Origin of the sequence: Rhodococcus sp. R1101 (genome assembly GCF_000278445.1) — a bacterium.
Lineage (GTDB): Bacteria > Actinomycetota > Actinomycetes > Mycobacteriales > Mycobacteriaceae > Rhodococcus > Rhodococcus gordoniae.
This window is the reverse complement of the sequence record NZ_AJVB01000001.1, coordinates 23233-42622: the sequence shown is the minus strand read 5'-3', so window position 1 is coordinate 42622 and position 19390 is coordinate 23233. Positions and strand designations below refer to the sequence as shown.

The following is a 19390-nucleotide window of genomic DNA, read 5'->3' as shown; positions in this document are numbered from 1 at the left end:
CAACCGGATCACCGAGCGAGTGCCGCACGAATCTGTCCGACCACCCCGTCCGGGTCCTGCGTCAACATGTGCCAGGTGAATCGCAGAACATGCCAACCCGCGTTGATCAGGACGTTCTGTCGAGCGGTGTCGTGACGATGACGCTCCGCGTCGCGATGCCACGCCCAGCCGTCGATCTCTATCGCTACCCGATCGGTCTCGAACGCCACGTCGATCTCGTATCCACAGCTCATGACGTGCGCACGCCAACCGGTGAAACCCGCCTGTCGTAGCAGCCGGTGGAAGATCCGTTCGGCTCCGGAGTGGCCACCATCACGAGCCGTGCAGAGCAACTTCTCGGCGGCACGAGAGCCTCGTCGTCCCGGATTCCTCAGGTGGGACCGCTCCAGCAGAGGCAACGACGTATGGCGTTGCAACGCCCTGTCCATGAGGACCGAGCCCTCCCGCAACTCCACTGCCGCCTCCAACACGGTGAGCGGCACCCCGGTGACCTGCAGACCGCGGACGATCCTGACGTCGTCGGCGGGGAGGTCCCTGCGACGCAGTTGTACGCTGCGGTTCCTCACGATCGCCCGGCAATGCGGGACGGTGACGAAATGACGCGCCGGCGGTCGATCGAGGATTCCGTGCCACCACGCAGCGCTCGGACCCCATGCCGTCGCCGCACGTCCCGCACCGTAGACGGCGGCGCGAAGGTGCACCGAAGGGGTCCGCTCCCGATCGGCACGGAGATACACACCGGGAACCAGTGAGACCCATTCACCCGACCGCACGTAGTGATCGATGATTGCGATGCTCAGACCACACCGCACCGCCTGATCGCGGGTGACGACACCGTCCTGCCTGGCCATGATCGCGTGTGCTCGGGAGCGTGACATATCCGGTTCGACGCCGCCGGAGCCGGACCGGTTCCACACGGCTCGGATCTGGTTGGTCCGACCGTGTATGTCGCCGTCGAACCAACCAGATCAGCGCAGGCGGAAGATCACGACCCGCTGGACGACGAAGTTGATCACCGTCGCGACGCCCTGGGCGACGACGAAGGCGAAGGGCGTGACCCACCACTCGTCGCCGAGGGATTCGTTGAGTACGCGGTTGATGCCGACCTGTGCGGCGAAGGTCACGGCATAGAGGACCACCACGGCGGCGAAACGGACGCGGCTGGGCGGGGCCTTGAAGGTCCAGCGGCGGTTGATCAGGTAGGCGGTGGTGGTGCCGGCCACGAACGACAGGGCCTTCGCGACGTCGCGGGTCACACCCAGCGCCATGAGCAGGACGTACAGGCCGTAGTCGACGATCGCCGAGAACCCACCGGTCAGGACGAACCGCGTGAGCTGCGTCTTCAGGTCCAGCGCTTCGTCGGCCGTCGAATCGGTCAACGGCAGTTCGGGAGCCAATGGGGCGTGATGCTCCGGCAGCGGCTGCACATGGTCGTGGGATTCCGGCACGCAGACGAGGGTAACGCCCGTGAGGAACAGCATCTTGCCGGGTGACCAGGACACACGGGTAGCCTTTATCCCGATGTCCACGACAGCTACGGAGCAGGCGAGCGAGCCGCTCCCCACCCAGACCCGCACCCTGACCGGCTGGGGGCGCACCGCGCCGACCACCGCAGAGGTGCTGTCCACTCCCGACGTCGACGTGATCGCGAAGGCCGTTGCGCGAGTCGCGGAAGACAACGAGACGAAGCCGTCGCACCTGCGGCGCGGCGTGATCGCACGCGGGCTCGGACGCTCCTACGGCGACCCCGCGCAGAACGCGGGCGGACTCGTCGTCGACATGACGGCGCTGAACAAGATCCACAGCATCGACCGCGAGTCGCGGCGCGTGGTGGTGGACGGCGGCGTCGATCTCGACCAGCTCATGCGTGCCGCGCTGCCGTTGGGCCTGTGGGTTCCGGTGCTGCCGGGTACGCGTCAGGTGACGATCGGCGGTGCCATCGGCTCCGACATCCACGGCAAGAACCATCACAGCGCGGGCAGCTTCGGCAACCACGTCAAGTCCATCGACCTGCTCACGGCCGACGGTCAGGTCCGCACCTGCACGCCCACCGGACGCAACTCCAAGCTGTTCTGGGCCACGGTCGGTGGCATGGGCCTGACGGGCATCATCCTGCGCGCGACCATCGAGATGACCGCCACCGAGACGGCGTACTTCATCGCCGACGGCGTGGTCACCTCGTCCCTCGACGAGACGATCGCGGTGCACAGCGACGGTTCCGAGGAGAACTACGACTACTCGAGTGCCTGGTTCGACGCGGTTGCCGCGCCACCGAAGCTCGGCCGCGCCGCTATCTCGCGTGGATCTCTCGCGACGCTCGATCAGCTACCGAAGAAGCTGCAGAAGAACCCGCTGAAGTTCGACGCGCCGACCCTGCTGACCTTCCCGGACATCTTCCCGAACGGCCTGGCGAACAAGTACACCTTCTCGGCGGTCGGCGAGGTCTGGTACCGCAAGTCGGGCAACTACACCGGCAAGGTCCAGAATCTGACGCAGTTCTATCACCCGCTCGACATGTTCGGTGAGTGGAACCGCGCCTACGGCCCGGGCGGATTCCTGCAGTACCAGTTCGTGGTGCCGCCCGAGGCGGTCGACGAGTTCAAGAAGATCATCGTCGATATCCAGCAGTCGGGGCACTACTCCTTCCTGAACGTCTTCAAGCTGTTCGGTGAGGGCAACAAGGCGCCGCTGAGCTTCCCCATGAAGGGCTGGAACATCTGCGTCGACTTCCCGATCAAGGCGGGCCTGAACGAGTTCGTGCGCGAGCTCGACAAGCGGGTCCTCGAGTTCGGTGGTCGCCTCTACACCGCGAAGGATTCGCGGACCGACGCGGAGACCTTCCACGCCATGTACCCGCGGATCGACGAGTGGCTGAAGGTGCGCCGCTCCGTCGACCCCACGAACGTCTTCGCCTCCGATATGTCCAGAAGGTTGGAACTCCACTGATGATCAACGCCGTCGGCAATCCCCAGACCCTGCTGCTGCTCGGTGGCACCTCCGAGATCGGCCTGGCCATCGTCGAGGAGTACCTGCGCAAGGCACCGGCCCGCGTGATCCTCGCGGCCCTGCCCGGCGACCCGCGTCGTGAGGACGCCGTCGCCCAGGCGAAGTCCGCAGGCGCGACCCAGGTCGACCTGATCGACTTCGACGCACTCGACACCGCGAGCCACCCGGCCGTCATCGACAAGGCATGGAAGGACGGCGACGTCGACATCGCGATCGTCGCTTTCGGCCTCGACGCCGACGCCGAGGAGCTGTGGCAGAACCAGAGCACGGCCGTGCGGGTCGCGGAGGTCAACTACACCGCCGCTGTCTCCGTGGGTGTGCTGGTGGGCGAGAAGATGAAGGCGCAGGGCTTCGGCCGCATCATCGCGATGTCGTCCGTCGCGGGCGAACGCGTGAAGCGCGCCAACTTCGTCTACGGTTCCACCAAGGCCGGCCTCGACGGTTTCTATCTCGGACTCGGTGAGGCACTGCGGCCGTTCGGGCCGCGCGTGACCGTCGTGCGCCCCGGCCAGGTGCGCACCCAGTTCAGCGCGCACGTCGACGAGGCGCCGCTCACCGTGAACAAGGAAGACGTCGCGAAGCTCGCGGTCGCGGCCTCCGATCGCGGCAAGGAGATCGTCTGGGCACCGGGCACTTTCCGGTTCGTGATGATCGTGCTGCGTCACCTGCCGCGCGCGATCTTCCGCAAGCTGCCCATCTGACCCCCTGCCGGTACCGGTGGTGTCAGTAGGCTCGGCTCCTGTGACAGACGCGAGCAGCACCACCATTCCCGTCGCCCCACTCCGGAAGATCGCGACGACCGCAGGCCGTCTCACGATGGCGGTGGTCGTCGCGATCGTCGTGTCCGCGGTGGGGCTGTTCGCGTTCGACCGAGTGCAGTGGCCGGCGTTCAATTCGTCGAACGTGACGCAGGCCGTCACCACCGTGATGCAGTTCGCGGCACTCGCCGTGCTCGGCCTGTCGATCTATCTGCTGCGTCGCCGCAGATGGGTGACGGGTGCGCGGGTGCTGTCGTGGGCGGCGTTGTCGGGTCTGGTCACCGCGACCCTCGGGATGCCGCTCGCCGCGACCCGCCTCTACCTGCACGGCATCTCCGTCGACCAGGAGTTCCGCACCCAGTTCCTCACACGACTGACGGACAGCGCGGCGTTGCGCGACATGAACTACGCCGACCTGCCGTCGTTCTATCCGGCCGGGTGGTTCTGGGTCGGCGGTCGCGTCGCGAATCTGCTGGGCATGGACGGCTGGGAAGCGTTCAAGCCGTACGCGATCGGCTCGTTGACGGTCGCAGCGGTCGTCGCGCTGGTGCTGTGGTCCGAACTGGTCCGCTCCGATCTCGCGGTGCTCGCTGCTACCGCGACGACGCTGGTCGTGCTGGCCTACGGTTCGCCGGAGCCCTACGGAGCGGTGATCGCCGTGCTGGTCGCGCCGGCGTTGGTGCTGGCCTGGGGTGCGTTCGCACCCGTGCGTGTTTCCGGTAGTTCCGACTACCGGAAACGCGCACGGCAGGGTTGGGGCGCCGTGGTGGGGACGGGCCTGTTCCTCGGACTCGCCGCGACTTTCTACACCCTCTATCTCGGCATCGCGGCGTTCGCGGTGACGGTGATGGCCGTCGTCGCGGCGTACCTCGCGCGTCGCGCCACCGGGTCGTGGCGCGCGGTCCTCCCGGTGCTCGTCCGTCTCGTGGTGATGGCGTCGATCGCGGTGCTCGTCGCGTTGATCGTGTGGGCGCCGTTCGTGTTCGACGTGCTGGGCGGTAATCCCCCGTCCGAGTCCGGGACCGCGACCCACTATCTCCCCGATGCCGGTGCGCGACTGCCGTTGCCGATGTTCCACATGTCCCTGATCGGACTGCTGTCTCTGCTGGGCACCGTGTGGCTCGTGGGCCGCGCGTCGTCGTCGCATCGGGCGCAGGCGCTCGGCCTCGGCGTGATCGCGGTCTACCTCTGGTACCTCGCGTCGATGGCGTCGACCGCCGTGGGCAACACCCTGCTCGCGTTCCGGCTCGAGGTGATCCTGCTCGTACTGCTCGCTGCCGCAGGCACATTCGCCTTCGTCGATTTCTCGCGGTGGATCAGCCTGGCCACCAGCGAGAACCCGCGCGTGCGCCGGGTGCTCGTGGCTGTGGGGGCTCTGGGTGCGCTGGCGTTCGCGCAGAACATTCCGCAGGTACTCGCCGGCGAGATCACCGTCGCCTACACCGATACCGACGGGGCCGGCGAACGCGCCGATCAGCGACCCGCCGGTGCCGCGTCCTATTACGCCGAGGTGGATGACGTCCTGCTGTCGCAGTTGGGCGGCGAGCGTGACGACCACGTGGTCCTCACGGCCGACACGTCTTTCCTCGCCTACTACCCGTACTTCGGTTTCCAGGCCCTGACCTCGCACTACGCCAACCCGCTGGCGGAGTTCTCCGCGCGGGCCGCAGCTATCGAGGAGTGGTCGGAGCTCTCCTCCCCCGGCGAACTGCTCGCCGCGTGGGAGGAGCTGCCGTGGAGAGCCCCCGACGCCGTCGTCTTCCGACAGGGCGCCGAGGGCTACACGCTGCGTCTGGCCGAGGACGTCTACCCGAACGATCCCAATGTGCGGCGGTACACGGTGACCTTCCCCAAGGAACTGTTCGACGATCCCCGATTCACCGTGACCGAGGTGGGGCCGTTCGTCGTCGTCACCGCGACGGGCGAATCGGCATGATGCGACGAACTCCGATGTCGCGCAACCACAATCCACCCCATACCAGAATTCCGGTGTAGATCGGGAAGAGAGTCGTGCTGACGATGGGCTGTTCGGTGAGCAGATTCGTCGCGACAGCACCGCCGAGATAGCCGGTGAGGAGTACGGCGCCGAGGATTGCGGTAGGCGGCAGGACGTAGGCGATCAGGCAGACGAGTAGGACGACGCCGAACACCCGGTTGAGGCTCGGGTCGAACCCGAGATCGGCCATCGCTTCCTGCACCTGCGAAACGTTGGCGATGTGGATGATCGAGTCCCACAGCAGAAACAGGACGACGAGACCGCTGACGATCAGGCCTGCGATGCGGGCGGCGCGTGAGGGTGCCGCGGCGATGTCGTCGCGGGTGCCGGTGGTGGATGCGGTGAAGGTATTCATGACGGCCTCCTGGTAGGTGGGCAGCGGTGCTGTCGCAGATACCGACCGGGCAGGAGCCGGAAACTCATCGCCGCTGCGGTAAGGTCGCGGCGAGTCGTACGGGGGGTACGACGGAATCGGGGGATTCATGAGCGACGTTCTGTATGTGCCGATCCGACGCCGCGACAGTTCCGGGCACGTTCGGCTCGAGATGCGCACACTGCCCGACGGCCGGCTGGCGTTGCCCGCCTACACCTCACCGAAGGAACTGGCCCGCTGCTGCGGACCGCAGCAGCCGTGGATGGGCGTCGACAGCACAGGGCTGCAGGAGATCCACCGGACCACCGGGTACGACGTGGTCCTGCTCGACGGCCGACAACCACCGCCACCCCCGGTCGGGGACGACGACCGTCCGTTCGAGGCCCCACTCGGCAGGAGAGAGACCCGGTGAGCATCGACATCGGCGACCTCGACACGGTCGCGAAGCACCTGGCGACCGGAGCGATGGGCATCGACGAACTCGGATCCGATCCAGCACCGATACCCGACGCGGGTGCCGCCACAGCACTGCTCGTCGACACTCTCGGGTCGATTGCTTCCGCGCTGGACGCAGCGGTCCGGTCGCTGGCCGATGCAGCAGACGCCGCCCAGGACAGTCTGCGCGCCTACCAGGACGCCGAGTCGCACACTGCTCAGGAGATGGCGAAGGCCGGTGAGGGATGAGCCTCGACACCCGAGTCTTCGGCGACCCCACCTCCTGCTATGCATGCGCGGATTCGCTCACTGCCCTCGCCACGGGTGTGAACGACCGACTGAAGGCGGCACGCGACGGACGCACCGAGTCCGAGTACGAATTCAGAAGCCCTGCGGGAGATGCGTTCCGCACGACGCTCGACCGCATCATCACGGGGACGACCGAGGCCGCAGACCAGATCGACGTGATCGCCGCTGCCCTGCGCGCATTCGCCGACGGACTCGTCACCGTCCGGTCACGCATGTCACAGGCCGAGGCGACAGCGGCGGAAGCCGGTATTCCCGTGGAGTTCGGCGTCGGGATCGGTGGGCCACTCAACGTCGATCCGAACTCGTACGACATTGCACCCCAGGTACTTCGGGCGAAACAGATCGCAGCCTACGAGGCGGCTGCGGGGTTCGTTACGGAAGGTCGCGCGGCCGAAACTGCAGCGCACAGCGCGCTCGCGGAAGCCCTGCGCGGGCCGACGACAATTCTGAAGGACGCAGAAGCCCAGTGGGGATGGCTGGTTCTACACACAGTCGGTGGGTATCTGGCTACGGCGGTTTCCGAGCTGTCGAAATGGGGAGACCTGGCCGAGGCACGCGGCGCGAACCTTGCTCGGCTGCGTGAGCTTGCCGCGGAAGCGGCGCGGTTGGGTGATCCGTACCCAGAAGCTACTGCGGCCAGGGCTGTTCGGGCCTTCCAAGGGGGAGCGGACGATGCTGCGCGGTTTGCTGCGGAGAACTCTCGACTGCTTGCCGGGCTCGGTGACAACAAGTTCGTTTCGAGTGTCGGCGGTAACCTCGGCGACCTGTTTCCCAAAGGATCAACTCTGGCGGGTGTGGGCTCGAAAGTTCCTTATCTAGGACTGGCTCTCACCGCTGGCCAGACCGCAAGTGACGTGATGAATGCCGAAACAACCGGAGAAGCGGTAAAGGCAGTCGCGAAGGATGTCGGTGGGTTCGTCGCAGGAACCGTAGCGACCGAACTAATACTCGCGAGCGCAGCCGGCGGTCCCGTCACGTTGCTCGCCGTCGGTGCCGGGGTCGGTGTCGCGTTCGGTGTGGGCGAAGTAATCGAACACTGGGACGACATCTCCGGTGCTGCCGGGTCTGCGGCACGCTGGGTGGGCAATCTGTTCTGAGGACATTAATGAACGCAACCGATCTTCCTCCGCTGCCCGACGCGGTTAACGGCGAGCCTCGCCCACCTCGCGCGCCACGCATCCACCACGTAACCGAATACACACCGGCCGACAGACATCCCCGTAAGCCGCCGAAAACACCGGAGCATCTCGGCCCCGTTCTCGAATGGCTCCAACCCACCGTGCGCGACCGATACATCGGCGCATTCCTCATAGCGGCAATCTTGGTCGTGTACCTCACCGTCATCAATGGAGACTTTCGCTGGATCCACTGGTGGATCATGTGGGTCATCATCCCTGGAAGTTCACTATTGTTGTTCTTCGGCAAGGGAAACCACTGGACCGCAGCCGGCGCCACCTGGGTCCAATGGCACGACAGCTGGGTCGATACCTACCATCTCACTCGCATCCGCTTCTCCGCTGATGGGCCCAGTCGTGTCCTGCGACTGAAAGACGCCCACGGCAACAAAATCCAATCGTTCAAGATCAGTGAGATCCAACGTAACCCCGACCTGTGGGACCTGGTCTACAACGGCATCCTCCACTCCGTCGCGTCGGGTAACTGCGACATCGACGCCAAAACCCGCCACATCCTGAAAATCCCCTACGAACTCGGGCCGCGCCCCACCCGAAGCGAACGCACCAGAGGACGACGCCGCAGATGGTGAACCCCATCGATCTACCACCGATGCCGGATTCGATCACAGGCGAACCCCGCCCACCCCGGGCGCCCCGCATCTACCACGGCACGGAATACACACCGCTCGAACGCAACCCACGGAACCCACCAGATGCACCGGACCATCTCGGTCCCACTCTCGAATGGTTCCAACCTCACGTCCGCGAAAAATACATCAGCGCATTTACCCTGATGACCATTACGGTCGCGTTCTTCACAATCTCCAACGGGGATCTTCGCTGGATTCACTGGTGGGGTGCGTGGCTCATCATCACTGCGGGTGGCTGGCTGATGTTTCGCGGGATCAGGAACCATTGGACGGCAGCAGGATCCACATGGGTGCAATGTCGCGACAGCTGGGTCGACACCTACCACCTCACCCGTATACGTTTCTCCGCCGACGGAACGAACCGCGTCCTCCGGTTCAAAGACGCTCACGGCAACGAGATCCACTCGTTCAAGATCAGCGATATTCAAGGAAACCCTGACCTGTGGGACCTCGTCTACAACGGCATCCTCCACTCCGTCGCCTTCGGCAGCTGCGACATCGATGCCAAGACCCGCCACATCCTGAAGATCCCCTACGAACTCGGGCCGCGCCCCACCCGAAGCGAGCGCACCAGAGCGCGACGCCGCAGATGATGAGCCCGCCGTACCTACGGCAGTCGTGAGGCCAGCAACTCGGCCAGGTGCGTGCCGCGCCGCGTCGTGAGGTCGCTCAGCTGGGTACGGCACGAGTAGCCGTCGGCGAGGATCACCGCGTCGTCGGATGCCGCCTCGACCGCCGGCAGCAGTTGGGTTCGCGCGACCGCCACCGACACGTCGTAGTGCCCGCGTTCGACTCCGAAATTCCCGGCCAGGCCGCAGCAGCCGGCGAGGCGCTGCACGTCGGCACCCGCGCGTCGCAACAGGGCGGCGTCGGCGCCCCATCCCATGACGGCGTGGTGGTGGCAGTGGGGTTGTGCGACGATCCGTGTGCCGTCCAGCGACGGCGGTTCCCAGTCGGCGAGGAGTTCGGCGAGGGTTGTGGTGCTGTCGGCCACGAGGCGAGCAGGTGCGGACCCGAGCAGTTCGACCGCGTCGGAACGCAGGACGGCGGTACACGACGGTTCGAGACCGACGATCGGCATGCCGCTGCGGAAGAGTTCGGCGACGGTGCGGCCCAGGATTTTCCGGGCCTGGTCGAGCTGTCCGGTGGTGATCCACGTCAGGCCGCAGCAGCGGGGTTCGTCGGTGAGGTGCACGCTGTGTCCGGCGGCTTCGAGCACGCGCACGGCGGCAACCCCGATCTCCGGGGTGAAGTACTCGGTGAAAGTGTCGACGAACAGCAGCACCGGGTCGCCCGTGCGGGATCGTTGCGAGAGGGTGTCGGCGAACCACTTCCGGAAGGTGCGGGGCGCGAACCTCGGTACACGGCGGCGGCGGTCGAGACCGGCGACGGTCAACCCGAGCGGGGCGACCCCCGGAGCGCGGGCAAGGGCGTTGACGGCGCGTGGTGCACGGGAGGCGATCGCCGCCCACTGCGGCAGCCTGCCGAGACCGTAGTGACTGGCGGGCCGCCTCCGTCCCCGGTAGGTCTGGTGCAGGACTTCGGATTTGAGGGTCGCCATGTCGACTCCGGTCGGACAATCCGACAGACATCCCTTGCACGACAAGCACAGATCGAGCGCCTCGTGCACTTCCGGCGACTGCCACGACTCGGCGACGAGGTGACCGTTGAGCATCTCCTGCAGCACCCGGGCACGTCCTCGGGTGGAGTCCTTCTCCTCACGGGTCGCGAGGAAGGACGGGCACATCACCCCGCCGGTGCCGGTGTTGTCGGCGCGGCACTTGCCGACCCCGGTACACCGGTGCACGGCCTGCGTGAAGTCGCCGCCGTCCTCGAGATAGCGGAAGGCCAGGCCCTCCCGGATCTTCCGGGCCGCCGGGACGCGCAGGTCGGCGTCGACGGGCCGCGGGTCGACGAGCACGCCGGGGTTGAGGACGTTCTCCGGATCGAAGACCGACTTCACGGCCCCGAACAGTGCGAGCGCGTCGGGTGAGTACATCACGGGCAGCAGTTCGCTCCGGGCACGCCCGTCGCCGTGCTCCCCCGACATCGACCCGCCGTATTCGGCGACGAGTTCGGCTGCCTCGAAGAGGAATTCGCGGAACAGACCCGGAACCTCGAGGGGGATGTCGAGGCGGATGTGGATGCAGCCGTCGGCGAAGTGCCCGTAGGGGTAGCCGGTGACATCGTATCCGGCGAGCAGTTCCTCGAAATCGCGGAGATAGTCGCCGACGCGGTGGGCGGGGACGGCGGCGTCCTCCCAGCCCGCGTGCGCGGGCAATCCCTTCGGGCTTCTCGCCGACAGGCCGGACCCGTCCTCCCGGATACGCCACAGCGCAGCGGCACGCGCCTGGTCCTCGACGTGCAGCAGGTCGGTCGCGGCGGCGGCCTGAGCGAGCGCACATGCCCGGTCGCGGACCTCGTCGGCGTCGTCACCGGCCAGTTCGACGAACAGCCATGCCGCACCCGAAGGGAGCGGCGGTACCGCGTCCGGTCCGCGCCGAGCGCGGACGATGTCGACGATCCGCGAGTCGAGCCCTTCGCACGCCGTGGGCCGGAAACCCAGCAGTCCGTGCGCGGCGTTCCCGGCGGCGACGATGTCGGGATAACCGAGCACGACCATCGTGCGGAAGGCGGGATCGACGACCAGCCGCACCGTCGCCTCGGTCGTGATCCCGAGCGTGCCCTCGCTACCGACGAACAGCTTTCGGACGTCGAAACCGTTCTCCGGCAGCAGATGCTCGAGCGCATAACCCGACACCTGCCGGCCGAAGCGGCCGAATTCGGTGCGGATGGTCGCGAGGTCGCGGGCGACGATCTCCCGCAACGGCTCCAGCATCGGATCCTCACCGGGCAGCGACAGGGGGTGGCCGGTGCCGGTGAGTACCTCGAGAGCGACGACGTTGTCGGACGTGCGGCCGTAACCGAGCGCACGCGCCCCGCACGCGTTGTTACCGATCATCCCGCCGATCGTGCACCGGTTGTGAGTGGACAGATCGGGACCGAAGCGCAGACCGTGCGGAGCGGCGGCGCGCTGCAGCTCGGCCTGCACGACACCCGGTTGCACCCGCGCGGTCCGGGTCTCGGGGTCGACGGAGAGAACTCGGTTCAGATGGCGCGAGAAGTCGAGGACGACGCCGGGCCCGACAGCGTTGCCCGCGAGCGAGGTGCCGGTGCCGCGGGAGGTGAGGGGAACACCCTCTCGCCGGCACACGTCGAGCGTCGCGGCGACCTCGTCGATCGATCGGGCGCGCACCACCGCCTGCGGCGGAACGCGGTACAGGGAGGCGTCGGACGAGTACAGCGCGCGCGTGGTCGAGTCGTCGCAGACCTCCCCGATGCCCGCCGCGCGCAGAGCGCGCCCGATCGGGGTGGAGGTCTTCATAGACAGCGATGCTAGTGGCGGGGACGCCGTGCCGGAGGTGGTCGGGCAGAACCGCGGAAGTGCGCCGGCAGGAGTGCGGCGGCCCTGCCACCGCGGCGCTCGCGCAGTGGCACGCGCCGGCCCCGTGACTCGACTCGCCTAGCATCGACGCTTGTGCCAGCCGATACCACTTCGCCCGGGAAAACCGATTCGTCCGATCCGGCATCGCGCGTCCGCACCGCGCGGATCGTCGCGATCGTGTCGGGGTTGCTCGGGTTCGTGCTGGCGCTGAGCCTGCCCTTCCTGCCGGTACGGCAGGAGATCAGTGAGCTGCAGTGGCCGCAGAACGGCACCGTCGACAGCGTCGAGGCGCCACTCGTCACCTACACCCCGCTCACACTGCGGGTGAGCGTGCCGTGCGCGGCGGCGTCGCAGCTCGGCACCGACGGCGGGACCCTCGTCTCGACCATTCCGTCCGGCTCCCCCGACGCCACCGCCGAGGGCCTCGTGATCCGGGCGGTTCCCGGTGAGGGCGGCGCCCCCGGCACCATCGAGGCCGTCCTGCGCAACTCCGTGCTCGTCTCGGCGCCGCTCGACGCGCCGTGCACGGCGGTGACCGTCGCATCCAACTCCGAACGCACCGCCGCCGAGATCGTGGGTGCGGATCCGCCGGTCACGGTCGAACTGGAAGGTGACGAGCGTCCCCAGGTCGTGGGGGTCTTCAGCGAGCTCACCGGCCCTGCGGAGGCCTTCCAACCCGACGGCGGCGACTCCGCCGAACGACTGTCGGTGCGCGCCGAGCTCGACTCGCGGTTCACCTCGACCCCCACGGTCCTCAAGCTTCTCGCGATGATCGTGTGCGCGCTCGCGACGCTGGTCTCGCTCGTCGCCCTGCATCGACTCGACGGGATCGACGGGCGCCGCGCACGCCGGTTCCTGCCGGCCCGCTGGTGGCGGTTCACCTCCGTGGACGTCGTGGTCGTGGGCACCCTGCTGCTCTGGCACATCGTCGGCGCGAACACTTCGGACGACGGCTACATCCTCAACATGGCGCGGGTGTCCGGTGAGGCCGGGTACATGGCCAACTACTTCCGCTGGTTCGGTGTGCCCGAGGCGCCGTTCGGATGGTTCTACGACGTGCTCGTCGTGTTCGCGCAGGTCTCGACCTCGAGTGTGTGGATGCGTCTGCCCACGCTGGTCGCGGCGATTCTGTGCTGGATGGTGATCGGCCGCGAGGTCATCCCCCGGCTCGGTGTCGCCGTCCGGCACAGCCGGGTGTCGCTGTGGACGGCCGGACTGGTCTTCCTCGCCTTCTGGCTCCCCTACAACAACGGCCTGCGCCCGGAGCCGATCATCGCGGTCGGTGCGCTGCTGACCTGGTGCTCCGTCGAACGCGCCATCGCGACCGGACGCATGTTGCCCGCCGCGATCGCGGTGCTTGTCGCGGCCTTCTCGCTCGCCGCCGGCCCGACCGGCCTGATCGCGGTGGCCGCGCTCCTCGCCGGGCTGCGCCCCCTGGTGAAGGTGCTGGTCGCGCGCCGGCATCTCGTCGGTGTCGTCGCGCCCCTCGCACCGATCCTCGCGTCGGGCACCGTCGTGCTCATCGCGGTCTTCGCCGACCAGACGCTCGCGTCGGTCCTCGAGGCGACCCGTGTGCGCTCGGCCGTGGGCCCGAACGTGCCGTGGTTCGACGAGCGGCTGCGCTGGGACGCACTGCTCACCGTCTCCCCCGACGGTTCGCTGGCCCGCCGGTTCGGTGTGTTCGTGATGCTGTTGTGCCTGGTCGTGTGCGTCATGCTGATCCTGCGCAAGGGCCGCATCCCGGGCACCGCGATCGGACCCTCGCGGCGCATCCTCGGCATCGTCTTCGCGTCGCTGCTGCTCATGATGCTCACGCCCACGAAGTGGACGCACCATTTCGGTGTGTACGCGGGCCTGGCCGCGTCGGTGGCGGCGCTCGCCGCGATCGGGGTGGGAGCGGTCGGTATCCGCTCGGCGCGCAACCGGGCGCTGTTCACCGCCGGGGTGCTGTTCGTCCTGGCCATGGCGTTCACCGGCTCGAACGGCTGGTGGTACGTCTCGAGCTACGGCATCCCGTGGTGGGACAAGCCGCCGTCGATCTCCGGCCACACCTTCTCCACGGCACTGCTCGCGCTGACGGTGCTCACACTGCTCCTCGCCGCGTGGTTCCACCTGCGCGAGCCGTTCACCACGCCACGCCCCGACCGCAACGGCAGGGTGCGGGCCCTGGCGTCGGCGCCGCTCACGCTGGTCGCGGCGGCGGTAGTGGTGTTCGAGGTGTTGTCCCTGCTCAAGGGCGCGGTCTCGCAGTACCCGGCCTATTCGATCGCCAAGTCGAACGCGGCGGCGCTCACCGGCAACCACTGCGCCCTCGCCGACGAAGTGCTCGTGGAGACCGACCCGAACGCGACCATGCTTCAGCCCCTCGACGGGGATCCGGGCAAGGCCCTGGGTGCCGGTACCGCCGTCGGTTTCACCCCGAACGGAGTGGCGCTCGACCTCACGGCCGACGCGGAGACCACCACGACCGGTGGCGCCAACACCGTCGACAGCGAGGAGGGTGGCACCACCACCTCCACGAGCGCCGGCACCGAGGGTGGACGCACCAGCGACGAAGGCATCAACGGCAGCACCGTGAAACTGCCGTTCGGACTCGACCCGCAGACCACCCCGGTCCTCGGCAGCTACCGCACCGGGGTGCAGCAGTCGGCCGAACTCGAGTCCGGCTGGTACGCGCTGCCCGAGCGCACCGCTGAGACACCGCTGCTGGTCGTGACCGCCGCGGGACGCGTGCGCTATGTCGACCCCGACGGCGTCATCACCCCCGGTCAGGACGTGGTGCTGGAATTCGGATCGTCGTCCGGGGACGACGTGACGCCGCTGGCCACGCTCGCACCGATCGATATCGGCCCGTCGCCCTCGTGGCGCAACCTGCGCGTGCCGAGCGACGCGATCCCCGCCGACGCCGACGCCGTCCGGATCGTCGTGAACGACGGTGACCTCTCCTCCGATCAGTGGGTCGCGGTCACCCCGCCGCGGATGCCGCGCATGGAGACCCTCCAGGAGGTCGTCGGATCCGACGCTCCGGTGCTGATCGACTGGTCGGTGGGCCTCGCCTTCCCGTGCCAGCGTCCGTTCGGCCACCGCAACGGTGTCGCCGAGGTCCCCGAGTACCGCATCCTGCCCGACCGCGTCGGGGCCGACGCGACGAACGGCTGGCAGGACGACATCGGCGGTGGCCCGCTCGGCTGGATCCCCTTGCTGCTGAACGCCGAGACGGTGCCCACCTATCTGAATCACGACTGGGATCGCGACTGGGGATCGCTCGAGCGGTACCTCCCGATCGATCCGGAGGCCTCCCCTGCCGAGGTCGCCACCGACGTGACGACCCGCTCCGGCCTGTGGTCACCCGGCCGCATCCGTGACGGGGTTCCGGTCCTGTTGGAGTAAGGGCGAGTGCCGTCACACCACGTCGCCGGATACCATCGACTCCCGTGCCCGACGACGTGACGACCTCACCCGCGCCCACTCCGACCGCCCCACGGTCGATGGGCGAGGACCTTCGCACTCGGTACCGGACCGCGCGGCTCGTCGCCGTCGTCGCCGGGCTGCTCGGCATGATCTCGGCACTGGCCACACCGTTCCTTCCGGTCCGCGTGACCGAGGCGACGATGTCGTGGCCGCAGGACGCGGCGGCGACCGACGTCGAGCTGCCGTTGATGTCGCAGGTCCCCCTGCAGTTCCGCGCCACCGTGCCGTGCACCGCCATCGCGGGGATGCCCGCCGACGGCGGCATGCTGCTCGCGACCGCCCCCACCAGCGGGCAGGACGCCGCGCTCAACGCCATGTTCGTACGGGTCGGCGACGAGAACGTCGATGTCCTCGACCGCAACGTGGTGGTCACGACCGCACCGCGCGCCGACGTCGAGTCGGGTGCGTGCAGCGAACTGCGGATCTTCTCCGACTCCGAACGCACCACCGCGGAGTTCGTCGGCCTCTCGGACGAGAACGGCAACCCGCGGGCCGGCGAGCTCACCGGCGACCTGCGACCGCTCGTCGTCGGTGTGTTCAGCGACCTGCCGACCGCCGTTCCCGGCCTCGACGTCACTGTGGACGTCGACTCCCGGTTCACGTCGTCGCCGACTCTGGTGAAGTCCCTCGCGATGATCCTTGCTGTGCTGTCGACGGCGCTCGCGCTCGGCGCGCTGGCCAAGCTCGACGGCACGGACGGTCGGGGGCACCGCCGGTTCCTGCCGTCCCGGTGGTGGAAGTTCACCGGCGTCGACGTCGTCGTCGTCGTCACGCTCGTCGGCTGGCACTTCTTCGGTGCGAACACCTCGGACGACGGTTACCTGCTGACCATGGCCAGGGCGGCGGAGAACTCCGGCTACATGGCCAACTACTTCCGCTGGTTCGGTGTCCCCGAAGCTCCCTTCGGCTGGTACTACGACGTGCTGGCGGCCTTCGCGAAGATCTCCACGGCCAGCCCGTGGATGCGCATCCCGGCGCTGATCGCCGGAATCCTGTGCTGGATGGTCATCAGCCGTGAGGTGGTGCCCCGTCTCGGCCGGGCCGTGCGGCACAATCGCATCGCATTGTGGACCGGCGGGCTGGTCTTCCTCGCCTTCTGGCTGCCGTACAACAACGGTCTGCGGCCCGAGCCGATCGTCGCGCTCGGTGCGCTGCTCACCTGGTGCTCGATCGAACGCGCCATCGCGACCGGTCGTCTGCTGCCCGCCGCGACGGCGGTGTTCATCGGCGCCTTCACCCTCGCCGCGGCTCCGACCGGCCTCATGTGTATCGCCGCGCTCATCGCCGGCATCCGGCCGATGACGCGGATCATCGTGCGCCGCCACCGGGAGGTCGGCACCCTGCCGCTGCTCGCCCCGATCGGTGCCGCCGGGATGCTCGTGCTGGTCGTGGTGTTCTCGGATCAGACGCTCGCCGCGGTCCTCGAGGCGACCCGCGTGCGCACCATCATCGGCCCCAACGAGGAGTGGTGGAACGACTTCCTCCGCTACTACTACCTGATGGTTCAGACCGTCGACGGTTCGCTGCCGCGCCGCTTCGCGTTCCTCGTCATGCTGCTGTGCCTGTTCACCACGCTGTTCGTGCTGCTGCGCCGCCGCCGCATCCCCGGGGTCGCCGTGAGCCCGACCTGGCGTCTGCTCGGCATCGTCTTCGGCACGATCTTCTTCATGATGTTCAACCCCACGAAGTGGACCCACCACTTCGGGGCGTACGCAGGCATCGCCGGGTCGCTCGCGACGGTCACCGCCGTGGTGGTCTCCGCGAGCGCGTTGCGGTCGCGGCGCAACCGCACGATCTTCCTCGCCGGACTGCTGTTCGTCCTGGCGGTGTCGTTCGCGGGTATCAACGGCTGGTGGTACGTCTCGAGCTACGGCGTGCCGTGGTTCGACAAGACCGTCTCGCTGAGCGGCTACCAGTCCAGTTCGCTGTTCCTGATCCTGTTCGGTCTCGCCCTCGTGCTCGTCGCGTGGCAGTACCTCCGCGAGGGCTACGCACCGCCGCCGGAGTCGCCCGAGACGAGGAAGGGCCGGCGGATCCGCGCCCTCGCGGCCGCGCCGCTCACGGTCGTCGCCGCGGCGATGGTGCTGTTCGAGGTGTTGTCGCTGCTCAAGGGCGCGGTGTCGCAGTACCCGGCGTACTCGCTCGCCCGCTCGAACATCGGTGCGGTCGCCGGTCAGACCTGCGGTCTCGCGAACGACGTGCTCGTCGAGGCGGACCCCGACGAGGGGCGCCTCGAACCGATCATCGACCCCACCGATCCCCCGGCGAACGGTGATCCGCTCGCCGGTGCTGCGCCGCGCGGCTTCACTCCCGACGGCGTGCCGTCCGACCTGACCGCCGACTACGTCGAGGTGAAGCCCGGTCAGGGCAACACCGACAACCAGAGCGTCGGCCCGACCTTCGAGACCGGCGCGGGCGGCGGCACCACGGGCGGCTCGGGTGAGCAGACCGTCAACGGCAGCACCGTACGTCTGCCCTTCGGACTCGATCCGGCCGTCACCCCGGTGCTCGGCAGCTACCAGGACGGTGTGCAGGAACCCGCCTCGCTCACCTCGAGCTGGTACGCACTGCCGGACATCACCGACGAGACCCCGCTGATCGTGATCTCCGCGGCCGGGCGCATCTGGTCGTACGACGACACCGGCGCACTGACCTACGGCCAGTCGCTGCTGGTCGAGTACGGCACCCGCCAGGCCGACGGCAGTGTCGAGGCGAAGGGCACCTACCTGCCGCGCGACATCGGTCCTGCACCGTCGTGGCGGAACCTGCGTGTGCCCCTCGCCGACCTGCCCGACGAGGTCGACGCCGTCCGTATCGTCGCCAACGACCCCAACCTCACCGGCGACCAGTGGCTGGCGTTCACGCCGCCGCGCGTCCCGACGCTCGAGCGACTCGATACCCAGCTCGGCTCCGAACAGCCGCTCCTGCTGGACTGGGCCGTGGGTCTGCAGTTCCCGTGCCAGCGACCGTTCGACCACTGGGCCGGCGTCGCCGAGATGCCGAACTATCGGATCCTTCCCGACCGTCCGCTCGCGGTGTCGTCGACCGACACCTGGCAGTCCGCCGACAACGGTGGCCCGCTCGGCTTCGCGGAGGTCCTGGCGCGACCCGAGCAGGTTCCCACCTACCTGGAGAACGACTGGGGCCGCGACTGGGGTTCGGTGGAGCGGTACGTGCGCTTCTACCCCAACGCGCAGCCGGCCGAACTGACCACCACCGAGGTGACGAGGTCCGGGCTGTGGAAACCCGCGCCGATGCGCGTCTACGAGTGACGGATGAGGCGCGAGTAACGGAAGTGACGTCGACGGGCGACACACAGGGCATGACGACCACGAGGAAGATCGCATTCACGGCAGCCCTGGGCGCGGCGCTCGCGCTCGGTGCGGTCACCGCTCCCGCAGCATCCGCGGAGCCTGTGGTGGCTACGACCCTGAGTCCGGTGATAGGCGCGGTCGGTGGGACCGGCTCCGCAGGGTGGGGAGGTCTCCTCGTCAACGAGGGCGTGACCGTCGGTGTGGACCCCGAGCGCCCCGGCTTCTCGCGATTCGGCAGCAGCTTCCAGTGCCCGTGCCTCGTGAACTGGACGAACGTCACCACCGGACAGCGTGGCACCGTCACCCTGCCGATCTACCCGCCCATCCCCTCCGCAGGGTGGGAATACCCATGGTTCGAGACCGGCTCCGGACGTATCGAGGCGGTCGTGACGACCACCGACATCACCTTCCTGCCGGGCCGGGGTTCCTGGATCGTTCCCTGACCCCGGCCCGGTGGG

At 68.1% G+C, this 19390-nt stretch carries 15 protein-coding genes; 11 read left to right on the top strand and 4 right to left on the bottom strand.

Annotated elements, in window-relative coordinates; translation table 11 throughout:
- Positions 1 to 8 precede the first annotated feature (8 nt).
- Both R1101_RS0100145 and R1101_RS0100140 read right to left on the bottom strand, forming a co-directional pair.
- A complete protein-coding gene (locus tag R1101_RS0100145) occupies positions 9 to 878 on the bottom strand; it encodes a DUF559 domain-containing protein (protein ID WP_026002721.1) in 870 nt (289 codons plus the stop codon).
- Positions 879 to 968: 90 nt separating this feature from the next.
- Positions 969 to 1502, bottom strand: a complete 534-nt coding sequence (locus tag R1101_RS0100140; RefSeq protein WP_016931463.1) for a GtrA family protein — start codon at positions 1500 to 1502, stop codon at positions 969 to 971.
- A 19-nt stretch (positions 1503 to 1521) separates the two neighbouring features.
- Here R1101_RS0100140 and R1101_RS0100135 point away from each other — a divergent pair, with 19 nt between their 5' ends.
- The 3 genes from R1101_RS0100135 to R1101_RS0100125 all read left to right on the top strand — a co-directional run bounded on the left by R1101_RS0100135 (position 1522) and on the right by R1101_RS0100125 (position 5700).
- Positions 1522 to 2946 (top strand): FAD-binding protein, encoded by a 1425-nt coding sequence (locus tag R1101_RS0100135; protein WP_016931462.1) that lies wholly within the window; start codon positions 1522 to 1524, stop codon positions 2944 to 2946.
- Positions 2946 to 3707 (top strand): decaprenylphospho-beta-D-erythro-pentofuranosid-2-ulose 2-reductase, encoded by a 762-nt coding sequence (locus tag R1101_RS0100130; protein ID WP_016931461.1) that lies wholly within the window; start codon positions 2946 to 2948, stop codon positions 3705 to 3707. Before R1101_RS0100135 ends, R1101_RS0100130 begins: the two co-directional genes overlap by 1 nt.
- Positions 3708 to 3822: 115 nt before the next feature.
- On the top strand, positions 3823 to 5700 hold the full coding sequence (locus tag R1101_RS0100125) for a galactan 5-O-arabinofuranosyltransferase (RefSeq protein WP_051017418.1): 1878 nt from the start codon (positions 3823 to 3825) through the stop codon (positions 5698 to 5700).
- Here R1101_RS0100125 and R1101_RS0100120 read toward each other — a convergent pair.
- Complete coding sequence (locus R1101_RS0100120) at positions 5675 to 6115, bottom strand: DoxX family protein (RefSeq protein WP_016931459.1); 441 nt, start codon at positions 6113 to 6115, stop codon at positions 5675 to 5677. The genes R1101_RS0100125 and R1101_RS0100120 overlap by 26 nt on opposite strands.
- A gap of 127 nt (positions 6116 to 6242) precedes the next feature.
- Between R1101_RS0100120 and R1101_RS0100115 the strand changes: the two genes are divergently transcribed.
- From R1101_RS0100115 to R1101_RS0100095, 5 genes are all read left to right on the top strand, one after another.
- A complete protein-coding gene (locus R1101_RS0100115; RefSeq protein WP_016931458.1) occupies positions 6243 to 6545 on the top strand; it encodes an SAV_915 family protein in 303 nt (100 codons plus the stop codon).
- A complete protein-coding gene (locus tag R1101_RS0100110) occupies positions 6542 to 6817 on the top strand; it encodes a hypothetical protein (RefSeq protein WP_016931457.1) in 276 nt (91 codons plus the stop codon). The genes R1101_RS0100115 and R1101_RS0100110 overlap by 4 nt, the downstream gene beginning before the upstream one ends.
- 77 nt (positions 6818 to 6894) lie before the next feature.
- The gene (locus R1101_RS0100105) at positions 6895 to 7974 is read left to right on the top strand and encodes a hypothetical protein (RefSeq protein ID WP_232284633.1); all 1080 of its coding nucleotides are present in this window, start codon (positions 6895 to 6897) and stop codon (positions 7972 to 7974) included.
- Between the two features lie 8 nt (positions 7975 to 7982).
- Positions 7983 to 8642, top strand: coding sequence for a hypothetical protein (locus tag R1101_RS0100100; protein ID WP_037221803.1), 660 nt, complete (start codon positions 7983 to 7985; stop codon positions 8640 to 8642).
- Complete coding sequence (locus tag R1101_RS0100095) at positions 8636 to 9295, top strand: hypothetical protein (RefSeq protein WP_232284632.1); 660 nt, start codon at positions 8636 to 8638, stop codon at positions 9293 to 9295. Before R1101_RS0100100 ends, R1101_RS0100095 begins: the two co-directional genes overlap by 7 nt.
- A 14-nt stretch (positions 9296 to 9309) precedes the next feature.
- Here the strand turns inward: R1101_RS0100095 and R1101_RS0100090 are convergent, their stop codons facing one another.
- Positions 9310 to 12087 carry an FAD-binding and (Fe-S)-binding domain-containing protein gene (locus tag R1101_RS0100090; protein ID WP_016931453.1) on the bottom strand — a complete coding sequence of 926 codons (2778 nt, stop codon included), beginning with the start codon at positions 12085 to 12087 and terminating at the stop codon, positions 9310 to 9312.
- A 153-nt stretch (positions 12088 to 12240) separates the two neighbouring features.
- Here R1101_RS0100090 and R1101_RS0100085 point away from each other — a divergent pair, with 153 nt between their 5' ends.
- From R1101_RS0100085 to R1101_RS0100075, 3 genes are read left to right on the top strand one after another with little or no spacing between them, the layout of a single operon-like run.
- Complete coding sequence (locus R1101_RS0100085) at positions 12241 to 15537, top strand: arabinosyltransferase domain-containing protein (protein WP_016931452.1); 3297 nt, start codon at positions 12241 to 12243, stop codon at positions 15535 to 15537.
- 44 nt (positions 15538 to 15581) lie between these two features.
- The gene (locus tag R1101_RS0100080; protein ID WP_026002717.1) at positions 15582 to 18890 is read left to right on the top strand and encodes an arabinosyltransferase domain-containing protein; all 3309 of its coding nucleotides are present in this window, start codon (positions 15582 to 15584) and stop codon (positions 18888 to 18890) included.
- 50 nt (positions 18891 to 18940) lie between these two features.
- The gene (locus R1101_RS0100075) at positions 18941 to 19375 is read left to right on the top strand and encodes a hypothetical protein (RefSeq protein WP_016931450.1); all 435 of its coding nucleotides are present in this window, start codon (positions 18941 to 18943) and stop codon (positions 19373 to 19375) included.
- The last annotated feature ends 15 nt before the right edge of the window (positions 19376 to 19390 follow it).